Source organism: Streptomyces sp. NPDC055103, from assembly GCF_053607625.1.
Genome location: NZ_JBSGTX010000120.1, coordinates 1 through 14,647 on the forward strand (window position 1 = coordinate 1; position 14,647 = coordinate 14,647).

Below are 14,647 nucleotides of genomic sequence, written 5' to 3' on the forward strand. Positions count from 1 at the left end.
GAGCGGGATATGACCCGGCAAGCCGGGTCATAGAGCACGCATTGCGCAAGCGCAATGCGAATTCCGGCGCAAGCGCCGGAATAGAATTCCGCAAGCGGAATTCGAAAAGCAAAACAATTCGCGCAAGCGCGAATTGTGGGCACCCGCGCAAGCGCGGTTGCCTGAGCTGGCTACGAGGGGAGGGTGCATCACGTGCGGGCCTGTGTAGGGTTTGGGATTCCTTGCTGTCACCTCTGTAGTGAAGCTGACGGGCCGTTGGCCTGACGGGGTGCCGGCCTCATCGTAGTGACGGGCTCCGCTACGCTCCGCCCGGAACCCCTCCCCCGCTCTGCAGACCGCCTGTCCGCGTTCCCTGGCGTCTCGTCGACATGCAGGATGACCGGCTGCTGGCGGACAGCATTCCGTCGTGCATCAACCCTGATGGCAAATCTGATTCACGAGTAATGCATCACGAGTAGTAACTGTGTAGAGTATGGGTATCTGCATACTACCCTCCGCGCCACGCTCCTCGGGCCGGGATTCCCTTTCTGAATACGCGCCGCATTCCTTGAGAGGAGAACACGGGGCATGGCTGTGAAACTGCGTGACCACCAGATCGAGGCGGTTGCCGCCATCGTGCGAGGCCTGGATGTCCCGCCGGGCGGTATTCCTTTGGATGGCTTGCGTGGGCAGGTACACGCCGCGTGTGGAACGGGAAAAACCATTATCGCGGCGGCATCGGCGAAGCGTCTTGTGCCCAAGGGTCGCGTTCTGGTCCTGGTGCCGACGCTGGACCTTCTGACCCAGACCGTGCGGGCATGGCGCGAGGCTGGGCATGCGGGGCCGGCGGTTGCGGTGTGTTCGCTCCAGGACGACCCGGAGCTGTGGAACCTGAAGGTGCGCTCCACCACCAATCCAGTGCAGCTGGCGCTGTGGCACGGCGAGGGGGCGGTGACCATCTTCGGGACGTATGCCTCGCTGGGGGTCTTGGCGGAGGCGTTCGAGGGTGTCTACGGGCAGCGGCTCGCCCCGTTGGACCTGGCCGTGGTGGATGAGGCGCACCGGACGTCCGGCTCGATGGGTAAGGCGTGGGCCGATATCCATGACCAGAGCGTCATCCCGTCGTATCGGCGGTTGTATCTGACGGCGACGCCGCGGATCTGGCAGGAGCAGCCGGACCGTGAGGTCGTTGAGGGTGTGCGGGATCCGTTGCCGCGGGAGATGGCGGCGTCCATGGACGACGAGCGGGTCTTCGGGCCGGTGCTGTACAAGTTGTCGCTGGCGTCGGCGGTGTCGCGGGGGTTGCTGGCGCGGTACCAGATCATCGTGCTGGAGCTCCAGGACCCGGTCGTCACTCCGGAGCGGTTGATGGGTGAGGAGCGGCACGGTGAGGAGGTGCGGGGGCAGCGTCTGGGGGCGTTGCAGGCGGCGTTGCTGCATGCGATGGCGGAGCACGGGTTGTCGACGTGCATCACGTTCCATCATCGGACGATGGAGGCTCAGGCGTACGCGGAGGGCCTTGGGCGTGTGGCGGCGAAGCTGCACGCGGATCGGCCGGAGACGTACCCGGCTCGGGTTTGGGCGGACTGGTTGTGTGGTGAGCATGCTCCGGAGCACCGGCGGGAGGTGTTGGGCGGGTTCGGGAGCACCGTGCGGCGGGCGGTGCTTTCGAACTGCCGGGTCCTGGGCGAGGGTGTCGACATCCGGGCGGTGGACTCGGTGGCTCTGCTGGACCCGAAGGGCGCGCCGCACGACATCGTCCAAGCCATCGGGCGTGCACTCCGTCAGAAACCCGGAGAAGGAAAGATCGCCTCTCTGATCGTGCCGGTATTCCTCCAGCCCGACGAATCTCCCGAGGATATGTTCATCTCGGGGTCGTATCGGCCTTTGGTGAAGGTATTGGAAGGTCTGCGGGCTCACGACGAAGAGGCCGTGGAATTGCTGGCGATTCCGCAGGAGCCTCAGAAGGGTTGGGCGCAGCCGTCCGAGTCCATCGGTCGGCCGCCCGGGGAAGGTGAGGAGGAATCGCGTCTGCTGCTGCGTTTTGCCGCTCCGCGTGATCCGGTGATGGTCGCGGAGTGGGTCAGCTTCAACGTGATCGATACCGAGCGGCAGGACTGGGCGCGGGGCTGGGCGAAGCTAAAGCAGTACGTCGAGCGGGAGGGTCATGCCAGGGTTCCGTACGGGCATCGGGAGGGTGCGACACCTCTTGGGCAGTGGGTCGCGGAGCAGCGGCGGGCGTATGGGGCTGGGGAGATGAGCGGTCTGCGGGCCGGGCGGTTGGAGCGGCTCGGGATGGTGTGGTCGGTGGTGGATGAGCGGTTCCAGGAGAACTTGGAGGCCGTGAAGGCGTATTACGAGGAGCACTGGACGCTGTGCGCGCCACGGTCGGCGTCGATGCTGGACCGGCCGATCGGGCAGTGGCTGTCGAACCTCCGTCGGCCCGGTGCGCTGGACGGCAAGCCGGAATGGAGGGCGGCGTTGGAGGCGGTGGACGGGGACTGGAACCCGGCATGGCCGGCGGACTGGCAGCGGCACTACGCCGTGGTGAGGGAGATGCTCGCTGAGGAGACCGTTCTCGCGTACGTCGAACCGGGCGTCACCGTCCACGGGATGGACATCGGCCGGTGGATCGCCCGACAGCGGACGCCCAAGGTCTGGGCCGCGTTGTCCGACGGGCAACGCGAACGCCTGGAAGCCATCGGTGTCGTCCCGCACGCACCGACGCTCGAAGAGCACGCCGCGGCGTCGTCTGCGGCGCCCGTGAGCGCCTTCGAGCGGGGCGTTGCGGCCCTGGCGCAGTACAAGGCCCGCGAGAGCTCGGTGAAGGTCCCCAGGGGCCACGTAGAGCGGCTGGAGGACGGGACGGAGGTCCGGCTCGGTGTGTTCCTCAGCAACGCCAAGACCAGGCGCGCGAAGCTCACGGCGGACAAGCTCCAGGCTCTGGCCGCGCTCGAACTGGAGTGGACGGCGGTCTGACGCTGCCGAACGAGGCCTCCGGGTGCGCGGTGCGCCCCGGGCCTTCGTCGTCTCCGGGGCAGCGGCATCGCACTGGAGTGCGTGTAGGCCCTGGGACTTGGCCGCTCCCCTAGCGCACCACTACGGGGGCCCGGCGGCCTGGATCAGGGGAACTCCGTCTCCGTCGGCCCTTCCCGCAGCCGGTGGGCGGGCTTGGGAGGCGCGCCTACGACACCGGCTCGTAGCGACTACAGGCGTTGGGCAGGACTGGGCAAGGCCGAGGAGGGCGTCGCCTTCGGTCTCGTCAGCCGCGAGGGACCAGCGGCGCTTCGGTCGCACCCCAGGTCGCCTTCTGCACAGACGCCTGGCCGATACGAGACCGGCTGAGCCGTTGGACGTCCACATCCCGAGGTGCCGAGACCTCACTCACTGCCCCTCGAAAGCCTCCTGGACCTGACGGTGGCCGACCTCGTCCCGCGACCAGATGCGCACACGACGACTCGGATTCCCGCGGTCCCAGCCTTCGCTGTCGAAGACCGCGACTGACTCAGACAGCCGCCATCGCGAGCTCTTCCACGAGGCTTCCGGTACATGGGCGAGTCCGTCGAGAACCTCGGCGGCAGAGGCGGCCGCGGAACCGCCAGCAGGCCAGGGCCGCCAAACGGAGACGGCGTCGGTGAGAGCATGGGACTCGATCAGGTGAGTGATCGAGGGGGCGACAGGCAGGTACGGACTGCTGCCGTTCACGTCGGTGCCGACACTTCCATCTGTATGGATCAGGTCCCGGCATGGCTTCGACACACGTTCTCCGATCCACTCGAAGTACCAGCCGCCTCGCGCGGGATCCTGCCAGGCCCGTGTTCTCACGCCGAAATGGTCGTACTCCCAGCTGTATGCCGTCTCGTATCGCTCCCCGTCCAAGGTCCAGCTCTGCCGTACCTGGTAGCGCAGGCCACCGAACCTCTGCTCGAAGCCTTCGCATCGGATGATGAGTTCCATGGGAGCCGGGACGAGATGGCCAGCGCGGTCGTGCACCCGCCACATCTCTATCGGGGCTTCGAACCTGGCTGGGCTCTCACGTCGGCCTGTGCGACGGAGGAGATCCTGAGCACGCTCCGACAGCTCGGAGAGATTGTCCAGGATGTGCATCCTGTACTTCATTTCCAGAGGTAGCAATTTCCTGCAAGATCGGCACCCTATCGCGGAGCTCAACGCAGTGAAGAGGGAAGGGCCGGGACCTGATGCGGGCGCCCTCCTACAGATGCTCCGCCGGCCGCTCAGTGACCTGCGGGCGGCGGGGCCGTTGGCGGTACATGACGATCGACGGTGAGCATCAGTTTGCCGATCTCGTGGCGGGTGGCGAGGAGCTCGTCGCCCAGGGCCCGGCCGGCGGTGATGGTGGGGTCCGCCGTTGGTTCGGCGGGTGGTGAGGGTGGGGTGCGGATGTCGTGGACGGCCTGGCGGACCACCTCGCGCACGGTGGCCTCGTCCAGGGCCTGGGAGCTGTTGTGGGCGAGGGGGGGCGGGGGCGGCCGGGTGTGGGAGATATGAGGTTGGGTAGTGGGGTGCTGCCCTGCAAGCTGTTCGAGGGGATGGGTGTGGGAGAGATAGCGCGGGGGCTGGAGCGTGCGCTGCGTACTCGGCCGGTTCCCTCGAGCACCGAGGCGCGGCTGCGGTTCCTGCTCGCGGTCAACCGGGGTTCCACCTTGAGAGTGGCCGGCGTGCTGGGGGTGTCGCAGCGCACTGTGCAGCGGTGGGTGACGGAAAAGCCCGGTGCTCGGCGCCGGCCGGGACCTGCGCAGGTCGGGGTGATCGAGACGGCGGTGGAGGAGCGGTGGCAGCCGCGGATCCGGGCCCGGCTCCAGGCCCGGGCGGAGGCGGAGGGCTTCGTCCTGCACACCAGGGCGCGGTTCGGGTTCGCTGCGGGGGTGGGGTCCTCGGACGATCCGCGGATGCGGCGTATCACCCAGCATCTGTCCGGCGAGGTGGCCCGGGAGTTGTTCGCCGCCCGGGATGCCGGTGCGGGCGAGCAGCGGCAACTGGTGATCCTCGCCCGCGCGCTGGGACACGCCTATTTCCGGGACGGCGGCCGGCGTGCCCACGGGGTGCACGTCGCCTTCACCGATGTCGAGTTCGCTGATTTCTCGATCCGGTAACCCCCTTCACCCGCGCGGCTGCCCGGTGCCGTAGGGCGCCAGCATCGCGTCGTAGAGGCTGGCCTCCTGCTGCTCGCGCCAGTCCCACACGACGCGGCCTCGCACGGTGGGTGGCTGTGGCGGGCGCAGCCGGGCCGTCTCGGCCAGGCGCAGCAGGTGCGGGCGGTCGCCTGGTGCGGCGAGAAGCTGCTGGTCCTGGCCTGGGGCGAGACGGGCGAAGCAGGCGGCGGCCTTGAGGGAGACGCGTGCCCAGGGTGGGACGGGGTGGGTGGCGCAGCCGTCGGTGTAGCGGGTGCGGTCATGCAGGGCGAGGGTGGCTGCGTGGTCGTCGTAGTCGTGGGGGCGGGCGGTGGTGAGCTGCTGGAGGGAGGCGCCGGTGAACAGTGCGGTGGCCAGGGCTGCGGCCAGGCGGGGGTGGGCGGTGGCTGCGGCAAGCCGGCGGGCGGCTGCCTGGGCGGTGCGCGGGGTCAGGGTGGGCGGTGGCGGACGGTGGTTGAAGGCGATGGGCGGGGGTGTGCACCGGGTGGCGCAGGGAGCGGGGCTGTCGTAGGAGACGAGGCGGTCCAGTGCGGGCAGGGTGAGCCACCGGATGGGCGGCTGTGCGGGGTCGGCTGCGGGCGTGTGCGGGAGGTCGGGCGGAGCATCGTAGTGGCGGTGGGCGGCTGCGAGGTCGGTGATGACCGTGTGGTCGGCCGGCTTGAGGGCCTGGTGCAGGGCGGCGGGGAGGTGGGGGCGGTGGCAGACCAGCGTGAGGTGAAGGCCTGTCACGGCGCTCAAATGCAGCAGGCGCATCGTGCGGCGGAGGGTGAGGCGGTGGGCGCGCAGGACGATGAGCCGGCTCACGGGCAGGGCCGTCGCCCATGCCGTGGCGGCTTCCCAGGCCGGCTGGTGGCCTGCGGGAAAGCGGCCCGGGAGCAGCGGCGGTCTGCCCAGGGCGGCCAGAAGGTCATGGGCGAGAGCTGTGTCGCTGGTGGTACCAGGGCCGGGGTGCAGGGTGATCCGGCCGGACGGCAGATGGTGCGCGGCCAGGGCGGTGTGCGTGTGGACCGCGTCGTCGTGGGGGTCCATGACCAGCGTGACAGCAGGCGGTTCCGTGGCAGGGATCGGGGTCATGCGAGGCGGCTGAAGGCCCAGCGCAGCAGCTCCCGGTCCGGGCTCGGGCGTCCGGTGCGTGCCAGGGCGGTGCGGGTGTGGGCGGTCAGCTGGGCCCAGGCGCGGAAGTTGCCGTGCGCGGCGTGCTGGTCGGCGAAGGTGATGTCGTCGGGGTCGGTGTCGGCCCAGACCGGGTGGAACAGCGGGATCACCTCGAGGACCTCGGCCGGGGTCAGGCGGGTGAACTGCTGCCAGATGAAGACACGGGAGGACAGCATCGGCTCACGGCGCAGCACGGTATGGCAGCCCGCCCCGCCGACGAAGATGATCGCGAGCTGGGTGGCGGGCTCATCCCACAGGTAGCGGAAGTACTCGAAAGCCTCCCCGTTGAGCCACTGTGCCTCGTCGACCAGGAACGTGCGGGGGCGTTCGGCCAGCGCTGTTTTCAGCAGGCGGTCGAACTCGCTGGGATGGCGGGGTGGTTCACCGGCCAGGTCGAGGGCGGTGAACAGTTCGTAGCGCACCGCCCGGGCGGTGGGCCGGGCCCGGAAGGTGATCTTGCGGACGTCCTCGCCGGGTTCGAGTTCGCGCAGGCAGGTGTTGACTGCGAGGGTCTTGCCGAAGCCGGCGCCGCCGTGGATGCACATCATCGCGCGGGCGGCGACGGTGTCGGTGATGTTCTCCCGGGCGGCGAGCAGGGCGCGGGTGGTGACCACAGAGGCGTCCGGCAGGTCGACGTACTGGTAGGTGGCCGCGGTCACGAGGCGTCTCCGTCTTCGTCGGTGGTGGGGGGTCCGGTACGCCCATCAGGGCCGTCCGGGGCTGAAGCGCCATGGCGGCCGGACGGAGCCGGGGCTGGCTGGCCTGGCGTGGTCAGCGCGGCCAGGGAAGCAGGGGTGCGCCACCCGGCCGGCGGCGCGGTCGGCGGGATGAGGTCCGGCAGCGCCAGAGCCGACAGGTCAGTGTCAGTGGCCTGGGCGAGTTCGGCCCCGGCCTGGGCGGTAGTCAGGGCGCCGAGCCGCTGTGGGGCTTCGGCCTGGGTTGCGGCGGCGTAGCGCTCGCGCTGGGAGGCTTGAAGGTCCTTCTTCAGGCGGCGGGTACGGGCCGCCCGCGCCTTCCGGACGGCGCTGACCTGTTCCTCGGTGGCCTGATCGGCCAGGTCAGCGGGACCGAGGTAGCGGCCGGTGGCAGCGTGGTAGACCTCGATACGGTGGTCGTGATGGGGCATGAAGCGGACCCTGACCTGGATGCCAGCCTGCCCGGTCATCCACGTGTCGGCGTACACGTGAACGTCCCCACCCGCGTACGGATGAAAAGGGACAGTTGTCGATGCATGGAGACCCGCTGCTCGGCACTCTGCTGCTTGGTGAGTGAGAGGCGGCGGAAGGTGGTCGACGATGGTCCTGGATCCGCATCGATGGTTGGAACTGCGGCGCTTCCGGAGTCTGCTGGAGTCCGGGGCGATCAGCCTGTCGGAGGTGGCCCGGGAGACCGGGCTGGACCGGAAGACGGTCCGCAAGTATCTGTCGGCACCGGGGCCGGCGACCCCGCCGCGCCGGTCGCCGAACGGGCGGTCGAAGTCGAGGGTGATCGACGAGTTCGCGCCGCTGGTCGACTCGATGCTGCGGGCCGAGATCCTGACGAAGGCCGCGGTGATCCACGGGCGGCTGACCGCGGAGTACGGATTCACCGGCAACTACCAGCGGACCAAGCTCTACGTCCAGGAAGCCCGGCCCCGGATCGCCGAGGAACTCGGCATCACGCCGAAGGAACTCGCCGGCATGCACCGCCGCTTCGAGGTCATCCCCGGCGCCCAGGCCCAAGTCGACTGGGGCGACGAGGGCAAGATCCTCGCCCACATGGGCATTCCGAAGGTCTACTCCTTCCACATGACGCTGTCGTACTCGCGCGACCCGTTCTGCTGCTTCACCACCAGCCAGGACCTGCAGACGTTCTTCGACTGCCACCGCAGGGCCTTCGCCCACTTCGGCGGGGTGCCGATGACGATCGTCTACGACCGGACCAAGACCGTCGTCCGCCGCCACGTCGCGCCAGGTGAGGCGGTCCCGCTGCACCCGGAAGCGGTCGGGTTCGCCGGCCACTACGACTTCGACATTGACGTCCTGGCCGCCTACCGGCCCACCGGCAAAGGCCGCGTCGAGCGGCAGGTCCTCATCGTCCGCGACCACGTCCTTTCCGGCAGGTCCTTCTCCTCCGTCGAGGAGATGGACGCCGCCTTCATGACCTGGGTCCCGCAGCGACGGGCCCAGGCCCACCGGACTCACCAGCAGATCATCGGAGAGCGGGCGGCCCGCGACCACATGGCCCTCAAGCCGCTGCCGGAGACTCCGTATCTGGTGGCCGAACGGCACCTGCGGCCGGTCGGCAAGGACTGCCTGGTCGCCTTCGGCGGCAACCTCTACTCGGTGCCCGCCCGCAGAGTCCGACCGCGTCAGCTGGTGGAGATCCGGGCCACGAAATCGCAGATCATGCTGCACTCCACCATCGCGGATGCCAGCGGCGGGACGCTGCTGGCCACCCATCCGCGTGCGATCGGCCGTGGGGCCCGCGTCGTCGAAGAGGCCCACTGGGACGGCCTGCCCACCGGCAAGGGACGCCGCACCACCACAAGCGAAGTCTTGCCCCGGCCTCGCCATGAACGACCTCTGGGCGAGGAGGCCGGACCCTTGCAGGCCCTGCTGAACCGGGCTGCGGCCACCCGCGTCGAAGTCGGCCGTCGTCCGCTGTCGGTCTATGACGAGCTGACCGGAACCCGCCCCTTCACCACCCACCCGAGCACGAGGGAAACGTCTTGAGCGAGCTGGTCTCCACCCGCATCCGCAACACGGCCGGCAAGCTCGGCCTGCCCCACCTGGCGGAAACCCTCAGGGAATACACCCGGCGGGCCGACGAGGGAAAGATGGGCTACCTCGACTTCCTCGACCTGGTCCTTTCCGAGGAACTGGCCGTCCGCGACGACCGCCGCTTCCGCCAGGGACTGCGGCTGTCCCGGCTGCCCCACCACAAGACGCTCGACGAGTACGACTTCTCCTTCCAGCCCGACCTCGACCCGCGCAAGGTCAAGGACCTGGCCACCCTCTCGTTCGTCGACGGCAAGGCGAACGCGGCCCTGCTCGGGCCGCCCGGGGTCGGCAAGACGCACATCGCCGTCGCTCTCGCGGTCGCGGCCTGCCGGGCCGGCTACTCGATCTACTTCACCAGCCTCGACGACATGGTCCGCAACCTCAAAGCCGCCGAGACCGCCGGACGGCTGACGAACAAACTCGGCACCTACCTGCGGCCCGGCGTCCTCGTCGTGGACGAGGTCGGCTACCAGCCCCTCGAACGAACCGAGGCGAACCTCGTCTTTCAGGTCATCTCCAAGCGCTACGAAAAGGGCTCCATCATCCTGACCTCGAACAAGACCTTCAGCGAATGGGGCCAGGTCTTCGGCGACGAGGTCCTCGCCACCGCCATCCTCGACCGCCTCCTCCACCACTGCGAAGTGATCTCCATCAACGGCCCCAGCTACCGGCTCAAGAACCGCCTCCAGGCCATCGAGCGGGACACAGACGTGGCGTAATCGGGCATTTCGCGCTTCAGGCCGACCTGGCCTGGAGCGCAACAAGTCAGAATGAGGGTGTGTTCAGACGCGAGTGGCCGGAGCCACCGACCGATGCCCGGCTTGACCCATACCGCCGAGCTGCCGCACGTCTCATGGACGGAGACGAACAGATCGGCGTGCTCGTGATCCGAGTCACCACCTGGTGGTGGAGAGAAGGGCCCTTCTGGCGAAGGCGGTGGGGCAATCCGCAAGAGCTTCCCGAGTGGGCGTTGTCCTGCGTCGAGCCAACCCAACAGCTGCCCGACTTCGACGACGGGATCATCTCCGCTGACGAGCTCGACGAGGAGCTTGCCGACTGGTCAGAGGGGATCTTTCGACTGCGAGGCCAGCAGTTCAGTCTCGCCTGGCTTAGCGAGGAAGAAACCGACGCTGCCCACAAGGAGCACGGCTGGACGATCGACTGATCGTCCCTGCCTTCACCGCGACGGAACTGGGGACGTTCATCCGTACGCAACTGGGGAGGAAAGTCCGTACGCCGACACCACGCCCCGACGTAGTCGCGTTTCCTGAAGCGGATGCCGCGGGTGGTCAATGTGCGGGTGCCGGCGTCCTGAAGGGTGAACGTCCACAGATCCGCGGCCGGCACGTCCCGCAGCGGCGTGAGGTCGTCCTGCCACGCCTCAAGCGGAGTCTTGCCCCGCAAGGGCGCGGGGCGGTGCTCGGTGTTCCACCAGGAAGTCCACTCCAGCAGCCGGGCGGTGAACTCCTCGAAGCCGAGCAGCACCTCGTCCTTCGGGCGCGAGGCCCGTTTGCCGGGGCGCGGCTGGCGCACGTAGCCGGGCAGCGCGGCCAGGAACATGCTCTCCACCGCCCGGTTCAGGCCCTCCACGGTGCCTTTGAGGTGAGGGGTGTAGGCGGGCAGGTCCTCGACGGTGACGTCGAGGACGTTGAACGCGGCGGTCACCGTCTGCGAGAGGAAGTCTTTGCCCCGGTCCACCCGCACCTTCTCCGGCAGGCCGCCGATCGGGCCGTAGGGGTCCTCGCGCAGGACCGCGGAGCGCAGCGCGGCCAGCACCGACTCCCGGGAGGGATGCACCGGCGTCACGGCGACACCGGTGATCGCGTTGGTGGCGCAGTCGGTAAACCAGGTGATCCACGGCCTGCGGGCCTGGCCCTCGACATCGACCAGTACCGGGGCATGCATGTGGTCGGTCTCCCACACCTGGTTCCGCCAGCCCCGCGGCCGGGCCAGGAACACATGATGCTTGCGCGCCGCGCGTTCACCACCCGCATGCCCGGCCCGCTCCCCCGGCGACAGATCACGGCGGATCGCCCGGTGCAGCGTCGTCAGCGACGGTGCATGGGCAGGCGGGGACTGCCGAGCGGCACGCAGGACCAGCTCGCGATGGACCGCCCGCACGTTGCCCTTCCACAGTGCCAGCAGTCCACGGACCTCGGGCGTGATCGTGAACCTCGCATCGGCCCGGGACCGTGCGCCAGGGTGCGCGGCTGCGGTCACGTCGTTCTGAGCGGCGGCCAGCCAGCGCCACACCGTGCGCTCCGATACTCCCAGCGCGTCTGCAGCCAGTCGTACATGTCCTGCTGTCAGCCCTTTCCCCGCCCGCAGTGCGAGCAGCCGGCGCACAGCCGGACCGCGCAGTGCCGCTCTCGACGCCGCAGGCAGTCCGCCGCATGCTCGGACCGCGTCACCGTCCTCCATGTCAGCTCCCTTCACGCAGGTGGGATGTCGTCTGTTGCGGGTGCCGGGCGATCGCTCTCCCGTCCGTACAGGGGCGCTGCGGTCACAGTGGCGGCACGACCCGCTTAAACAGCCGTCCCAGCAAAGCCCGGTCAACGGCCGCATCAGCGGTGGTGAGCAGCGCGTTGGGCAGGTGCGCGGTCAAGCGGCCCCGCACGCGCGTGCGCCGTCAACAACGCCCCGGCCGCATCCAGCTCCAGCAACCGCGCCACCAGCACCGACCGGGACACCCTCAGCCCCGCCGTGACCTCACCCCACACGCCCGGCTCCCCCACCCCTCATCCTGCCGCCGCGGAACCCGTCACCGACCACCGTGCCGCCGCGCATCCCTCGAGAGGATCAGAAGTGCCGTTCTCAAGACAGTGGAGCGGAGTGGGGTGTACCGCCCCATGACAGCGGCGGCCGCTGTACACACCGCCCCACGACAGTGGCCTTGTCCTTACTCAGGACCACAACAGCGAAAACACCCAGTTCTGACGTGCCGTCACTGACATCAACCCACTGACACCAACCCAGCACATCGCACACTCGATGAGTTCCGTGGCGAGGCCGATCGAATCACGCGTGGGGACTCGTGGGTGGTCGAGGGGAACTACTCGAAGCTCGCGGACGTGGTGTGGAACCGGGCCGATGTCCTGGTCTGGCTCGACCTCCCGCTGCACCTGGTGGTGCGCCGGATCGTGTACCGGAGCCTGCGTCAGCTCGTCGGCCTGGACACGAGCGCGCAGGCGAAGCGACTCACATGGAACCGGGCCTTCTTCGGCCGGCGCTCCCTGCTCCGCACGGCAATCCGGAAGTACCGCGACAACCGCCCCCGGTACGCCCGGCAGGTCGCCGAGACGGCCACGCTGGGCGTTCGCGTCGTACGGCTTCGCAGCGGACGGGAAGCCGACGCGTGGCTCGCGCGGCAGCTCTCCGGGCGGTGACCCGGACGGTGACCCGGACATGGCGGACCCGGCCGACCATCCCCAGGCAGGGCTAGAGTGCGGTAATGTTGAAGCTGTCTGAACGTTGGGGGGCCCGGAACGAGCGAAGCCGGCGGAGGGCCGCTCGAGGAGCGACCCGGCACACCGCCGGCTTCTCACAAAGTTCAGGCCCGAAAACGAACCGTCCCTGCGCCTTCACCCTACAGGCCGCATCCGCGGCGCAGCAGCCTCGAGGAGACGACGACGTGATCCCCCGCAACCGGCCGGTCATCAACGAAGCCGACGTCGCCCGCCGGCTCGGCGTGCCGCTGGCCACCTGGCGCCGCCGCGACGCCCCCGACTTCCGCAACCACGTCCCCAGCCTGCTCCCCGAAAGCCGCTCCCTGGTCTACGACCTCGCCCAAGCCGAGGCCTACCTCGCTGGCAAACCCGTCCCCGCGCTGCCTGCTGGTGAGCACCCCGACGACCTCCTCACCGACAAGGAGGTAGCCGCAGTCCTCGGCATCACCCCCGGCACGGTCCGCGCCTACGCCTCCCAGGGCTACCTCTCGGGCGGCACCACCGTCTACGGCACCCGGCTGTGGCCCCGCCGCGAGGTCAACGAGCGCCGTGACAACCCTCCCGGCCAAGGCAAGGGCGGCGGCCGCCGCGCCGGCGAACCCCAAGGGCCCCGCAAGCAGTACCCCTACGAAGGCGACCCGCGGCTGCAGACCGCCGCCGACGCCCTCGCCGCAGCGAACGGCGCGCCCAAGGGCCGCATCGCCGCCGAGCTCGCCGCCGAGCACGGAGGCACACCCCGCACCTGGGAACGCCTCCTCACCGCAGCCGCAGCGGTCCAGAACGACGGGGCTCCCCAGTGAAGTTCTTTTCCTCGGGTCCGCCCGGTGGCGCACCACTTCGTTAGTCCGCGGGGCTACGAGCCGCGCTCATGGTCTGCCCGGCCTCCCCCGGGGGTGTTGCGTTGCCGGGCGAGACCGCGCACTGGCACATCCGGCAGCGCGGCCGCGAGCAGATGTCCTACCTCGGCTTCCTCGCCGAGCTCCTCCTGGCCGAGTGCGACGACCGGGCCCGTCGCCGCTCCGAGCGCCGGATCAAGGCGGCCGGGTTCCCCCGCGACAAGTCGCTCCGCAAGTTCGACTTCGACGCCAATCCGAACATCGACGCCGCCTTGATCCACACCCTTGCCAAGTGCGAATGGATCAAGAAGAGCCTGCCGCTCTGCCTCATCGGCGACTCCGGCACCGGCAAGTCCCACCTGCTGATCGCGCTGGGCACCGAAGCCGCGATGGCCGGTTACCGGGTCGAGTACGTGCTGGCGACGAAGCTGGTCAACGAGCTCGTCGAGGCCGCAGACGAGAAGCAGCTGACCAAGACCATCGCCCGCTACGGCCGCGTTGATCTTTTGTGCATCGATGAGCTCGGCTACATGGAACTCGACCGCCGCGGCGCCGAACTCCTCTTCCAGGTTCTGACCGAGCGGGAGGAAAAGAACAGCGTGGCGATCGCCTCGAACGAATCGTTCTCCAAAGCGCACATGTTCCGGCGAACCTGTGCCAGGCAGCGCCGAAATGGGACGGGTTCAGCCTTGCTGGGGCGGGTGATCAGTCGTCGGCAAAGGAGAGGCATACCGCGCGTGGCTCCAGGATCACCTGATTCTCGGTATAGCAATCTGCTTGCCGGGTGCCGACCTCGGCTGCACAGCCCGCGCAGACGAGGTTCAGACCATCGGTGCCAGAAGGGCCCTGGCAGCAGCCGGTCGATCGCATGATGTCGGGGTGCCGTTCTGTGCCGATCACGTCGTCAGGGTGCACGGTGAAGCCAGGGATGTCGATATCGAACTCGCTCACCTGAAAATTCCGTGCATAGGTGCCGCGGGGCATCCGGGCCGGACGTGTCCGGACGCCCGGGATCTCCGGCATCGGGACCGGCGGCTGCACCCTCACCTTGGTGACTGGTCCGGTGAGGGGGTGTCGGCAATGGTCACACAAGAAGCGCGGCATTCTGCTGATTCTGCAGATCGAGCACTGCCTTGACCAGCGAATTTGCCGCGTCTCATGCATCAGGCAGGCGGCCCTGAGCGACGTGGTCGGCGAGATAGATCATGGTGGCCTCGGGGTCAGGGGCATTGCGTAGTCGAGGTTGGTCGGGTTCGCCGGGTTCGTGCGTGACGTGACGTCATGTCCGGTGTGCGGTAAGGGAACTCGGACAGCAG

Annotated in this window: 12 protein-coding genes and 1 pseudogene; 7 read left to right on the top strand and 6 right to left on the bottom strand. The window is 68.8% G+C overall.

What is annotated here, in order from left to right; translation table 11 throughout:
- Positions 1-567 precede the first annotated feature (567 nt).
- Positions 568-2,958 (top strand): Helicase associated domain protein, encoded by a 2,391-nt coding sequence (locus ACWFR1_RS38880; protein ID WP_453560469.1) that lies wholly within the window; start codon positions 568-570, stop codon positions 2,956-2,958.
- 405 nt (positions 2,959-3,363) lie between these two features.
- Here ACWFR1_RS38880 and ACWFR1_RS38885 read toward each other — a convergent pair whose 3' ends face one another.
- A complete protein-coding gene (locus ACWFR1_RS38885; RefSeq protein ID WP_453560472.1) occupies positions 3,364-3,936 on the bottom strand; it encodes a hypothetical protein in 573 nt (190 codons plus the stop codon).
- A gap of 278 nt (positions 3,937-4,214) precedes the next feature.
- Entirely contained in the window at positions 4,215-4,415 is a 201-nt protein-coding gene (locus tag ACWFR1_RS38890) for a hypothetical protein (RefSeq protein WP_453560474.1), read from the bottom strand.
- An 87-nt stretch (positions 4,416-4,502) separates the two neighbouring features.
- Between ACWFR1_RS38890 and tpg the strand changes: the two genes are divergently transcribed.
- A complete protein-coding gene (gene tpg, locus ACWFR1_RS38895) occupies positions 4,503-5,093 on the top strand; it encodes a telomere-protecting terminal protein Tpg (RefSeq protein WP_453560477.1) in 591 nt (196 codons plus the stop codon).
- 6 nt (positions 5,094-5,099) lie between these two features.
- On the opposite strand, the gene ACWFR1_RS38900 is transcribed toward tpg, so the two are convergent.
- From ACWFR1_RS38900 to ACWFR1_RS38910, 3 genes are read right to left on the bottom strand one after another with little or no spacing between them, the layout of a single operon-like run.
- Entirely contained in the window at positions 5,100-6,206 is a 1,107-nt protein-coding gene (locus tag ACWFR1_RS38900; RefSeq protein ID WP_453560479.1) for a hypothetical protein, read from the bottom strand.
- A complete protein-coding gene (locus ACWFR1_RS38905) occupies positions 6,203-6,946 on the bottom strand; it encodes an AAA family ATPase (RefSeq protein ID WP_453560482.1) in 744 nt (247 codons plus the stop codon). Before ACWFR1_RS38905 ends, ACWFR1_RS38900 begins: the two co-directional genes overlap by 4 nt.
- Entirely contained in the window at positions 6,943-7,470 is a 528-nt protein-coding gene (locus ACWFR1_RS38910; RefSeq protein ID WP_453560484.1) for a Mu transposase C-terminal domain-containing protein, read from the bottom strand. Before ACWFR1_RS38910 ends, ACWFR1_RS38905 begins: the two co-directional genes overlap by 4 nt.
- Positions 7,471-7,582: 112 nt before the next feature.
- Here ACWFR1_RS38910 and istA point away from each other — a divergent pair, with 112 nt between their 5' ends.
- Both istA and istB read left to right on the top strand, forming a co-directional pair.
- Positions 7,583-9,001 carry an IS21 family transposase gene (gene istA / locus ACWFR1_RS38915; protein WP_453560487.1) on the top strand — a complete coding sequence of 473 codons (1,419 nt, stop codon included), beginning with the start codon at positions 7,583-7,585 and terminating at the stop codon, positions 8,999-9,001.
- Positions 8,998-9,768 carry an IS21-like element helper ATPase IstB gene (gene istB, locus ACWFR1_RS38920; protein ID WP_453560490.1) on the top strand — a complete coding sequence of 257 codons (771 nt, stop codon included), beginning with the start codon at positions 8,998-9,000 and terminating at the stop codon, positions 9,766-9,768. The genes istA and istB overlap by 4 nt, the downstream gene beginning before the upstream one ends.
- A gap of 46 nt (positions 9,769-9,814) precedes the next feature.
- Here the strand turns inward: istB and ACWFR1_RS38925 are convergent, their stop codons facing one another.
- Complete coding sequence (locus tag ACWFR1_RS38925) at positions 9,815-11,302, bottom strand: integrase catalytic domain-containing protein (protein WP_453560493.1); 1,488 nt, start codon at positions 11,300-11,302, stop codon at positions 9,815-9,817.
- Between the two features lie 785 nt (positions 11,303-12,087).
- Here ACWFR1_RS38925 and ACWFR1_RS38930 point away from each other — a divergent pair.
- The 3 genes and pseudogenes from ACWFR1_RS38930 to ACWFR1_RS38940 form a co-directional block, all read left to right on the top strand.
- A complete protein-coding gene (locus ACWFR1_RS38930; RefSeq protein ID WP_453560495.1) occupies positions 12,088-12,435 on the top strand; it encodes a hypothetical protein in 348 nt (115 codons plus the stop codon).
- A 245-nt stretch (positions 12,436-12,680) separates the two neighbouring features.
- Positions 12,681-13,295: a helix-turn-helix domain-containing protein gene (locus ACWFR1_RS38935; RefSeq protein WP_453560497.1), complete on the top strand. Its 615-nt coding sequence runs from the start codon at positions 12,681-12,683 to the stop codon at positions 13,293-13,295.
- Positions 13,296-13,438: 143 nt separating this feature from the next.
- Positions 13,439-13,990, top strand: a pseudogene (locus ACWFR1_RS38940) (ATP-binding protein); the annotation flags it as partial.
- Positions 13,991-14,647 lie beyond the last annotated feature (657 nt).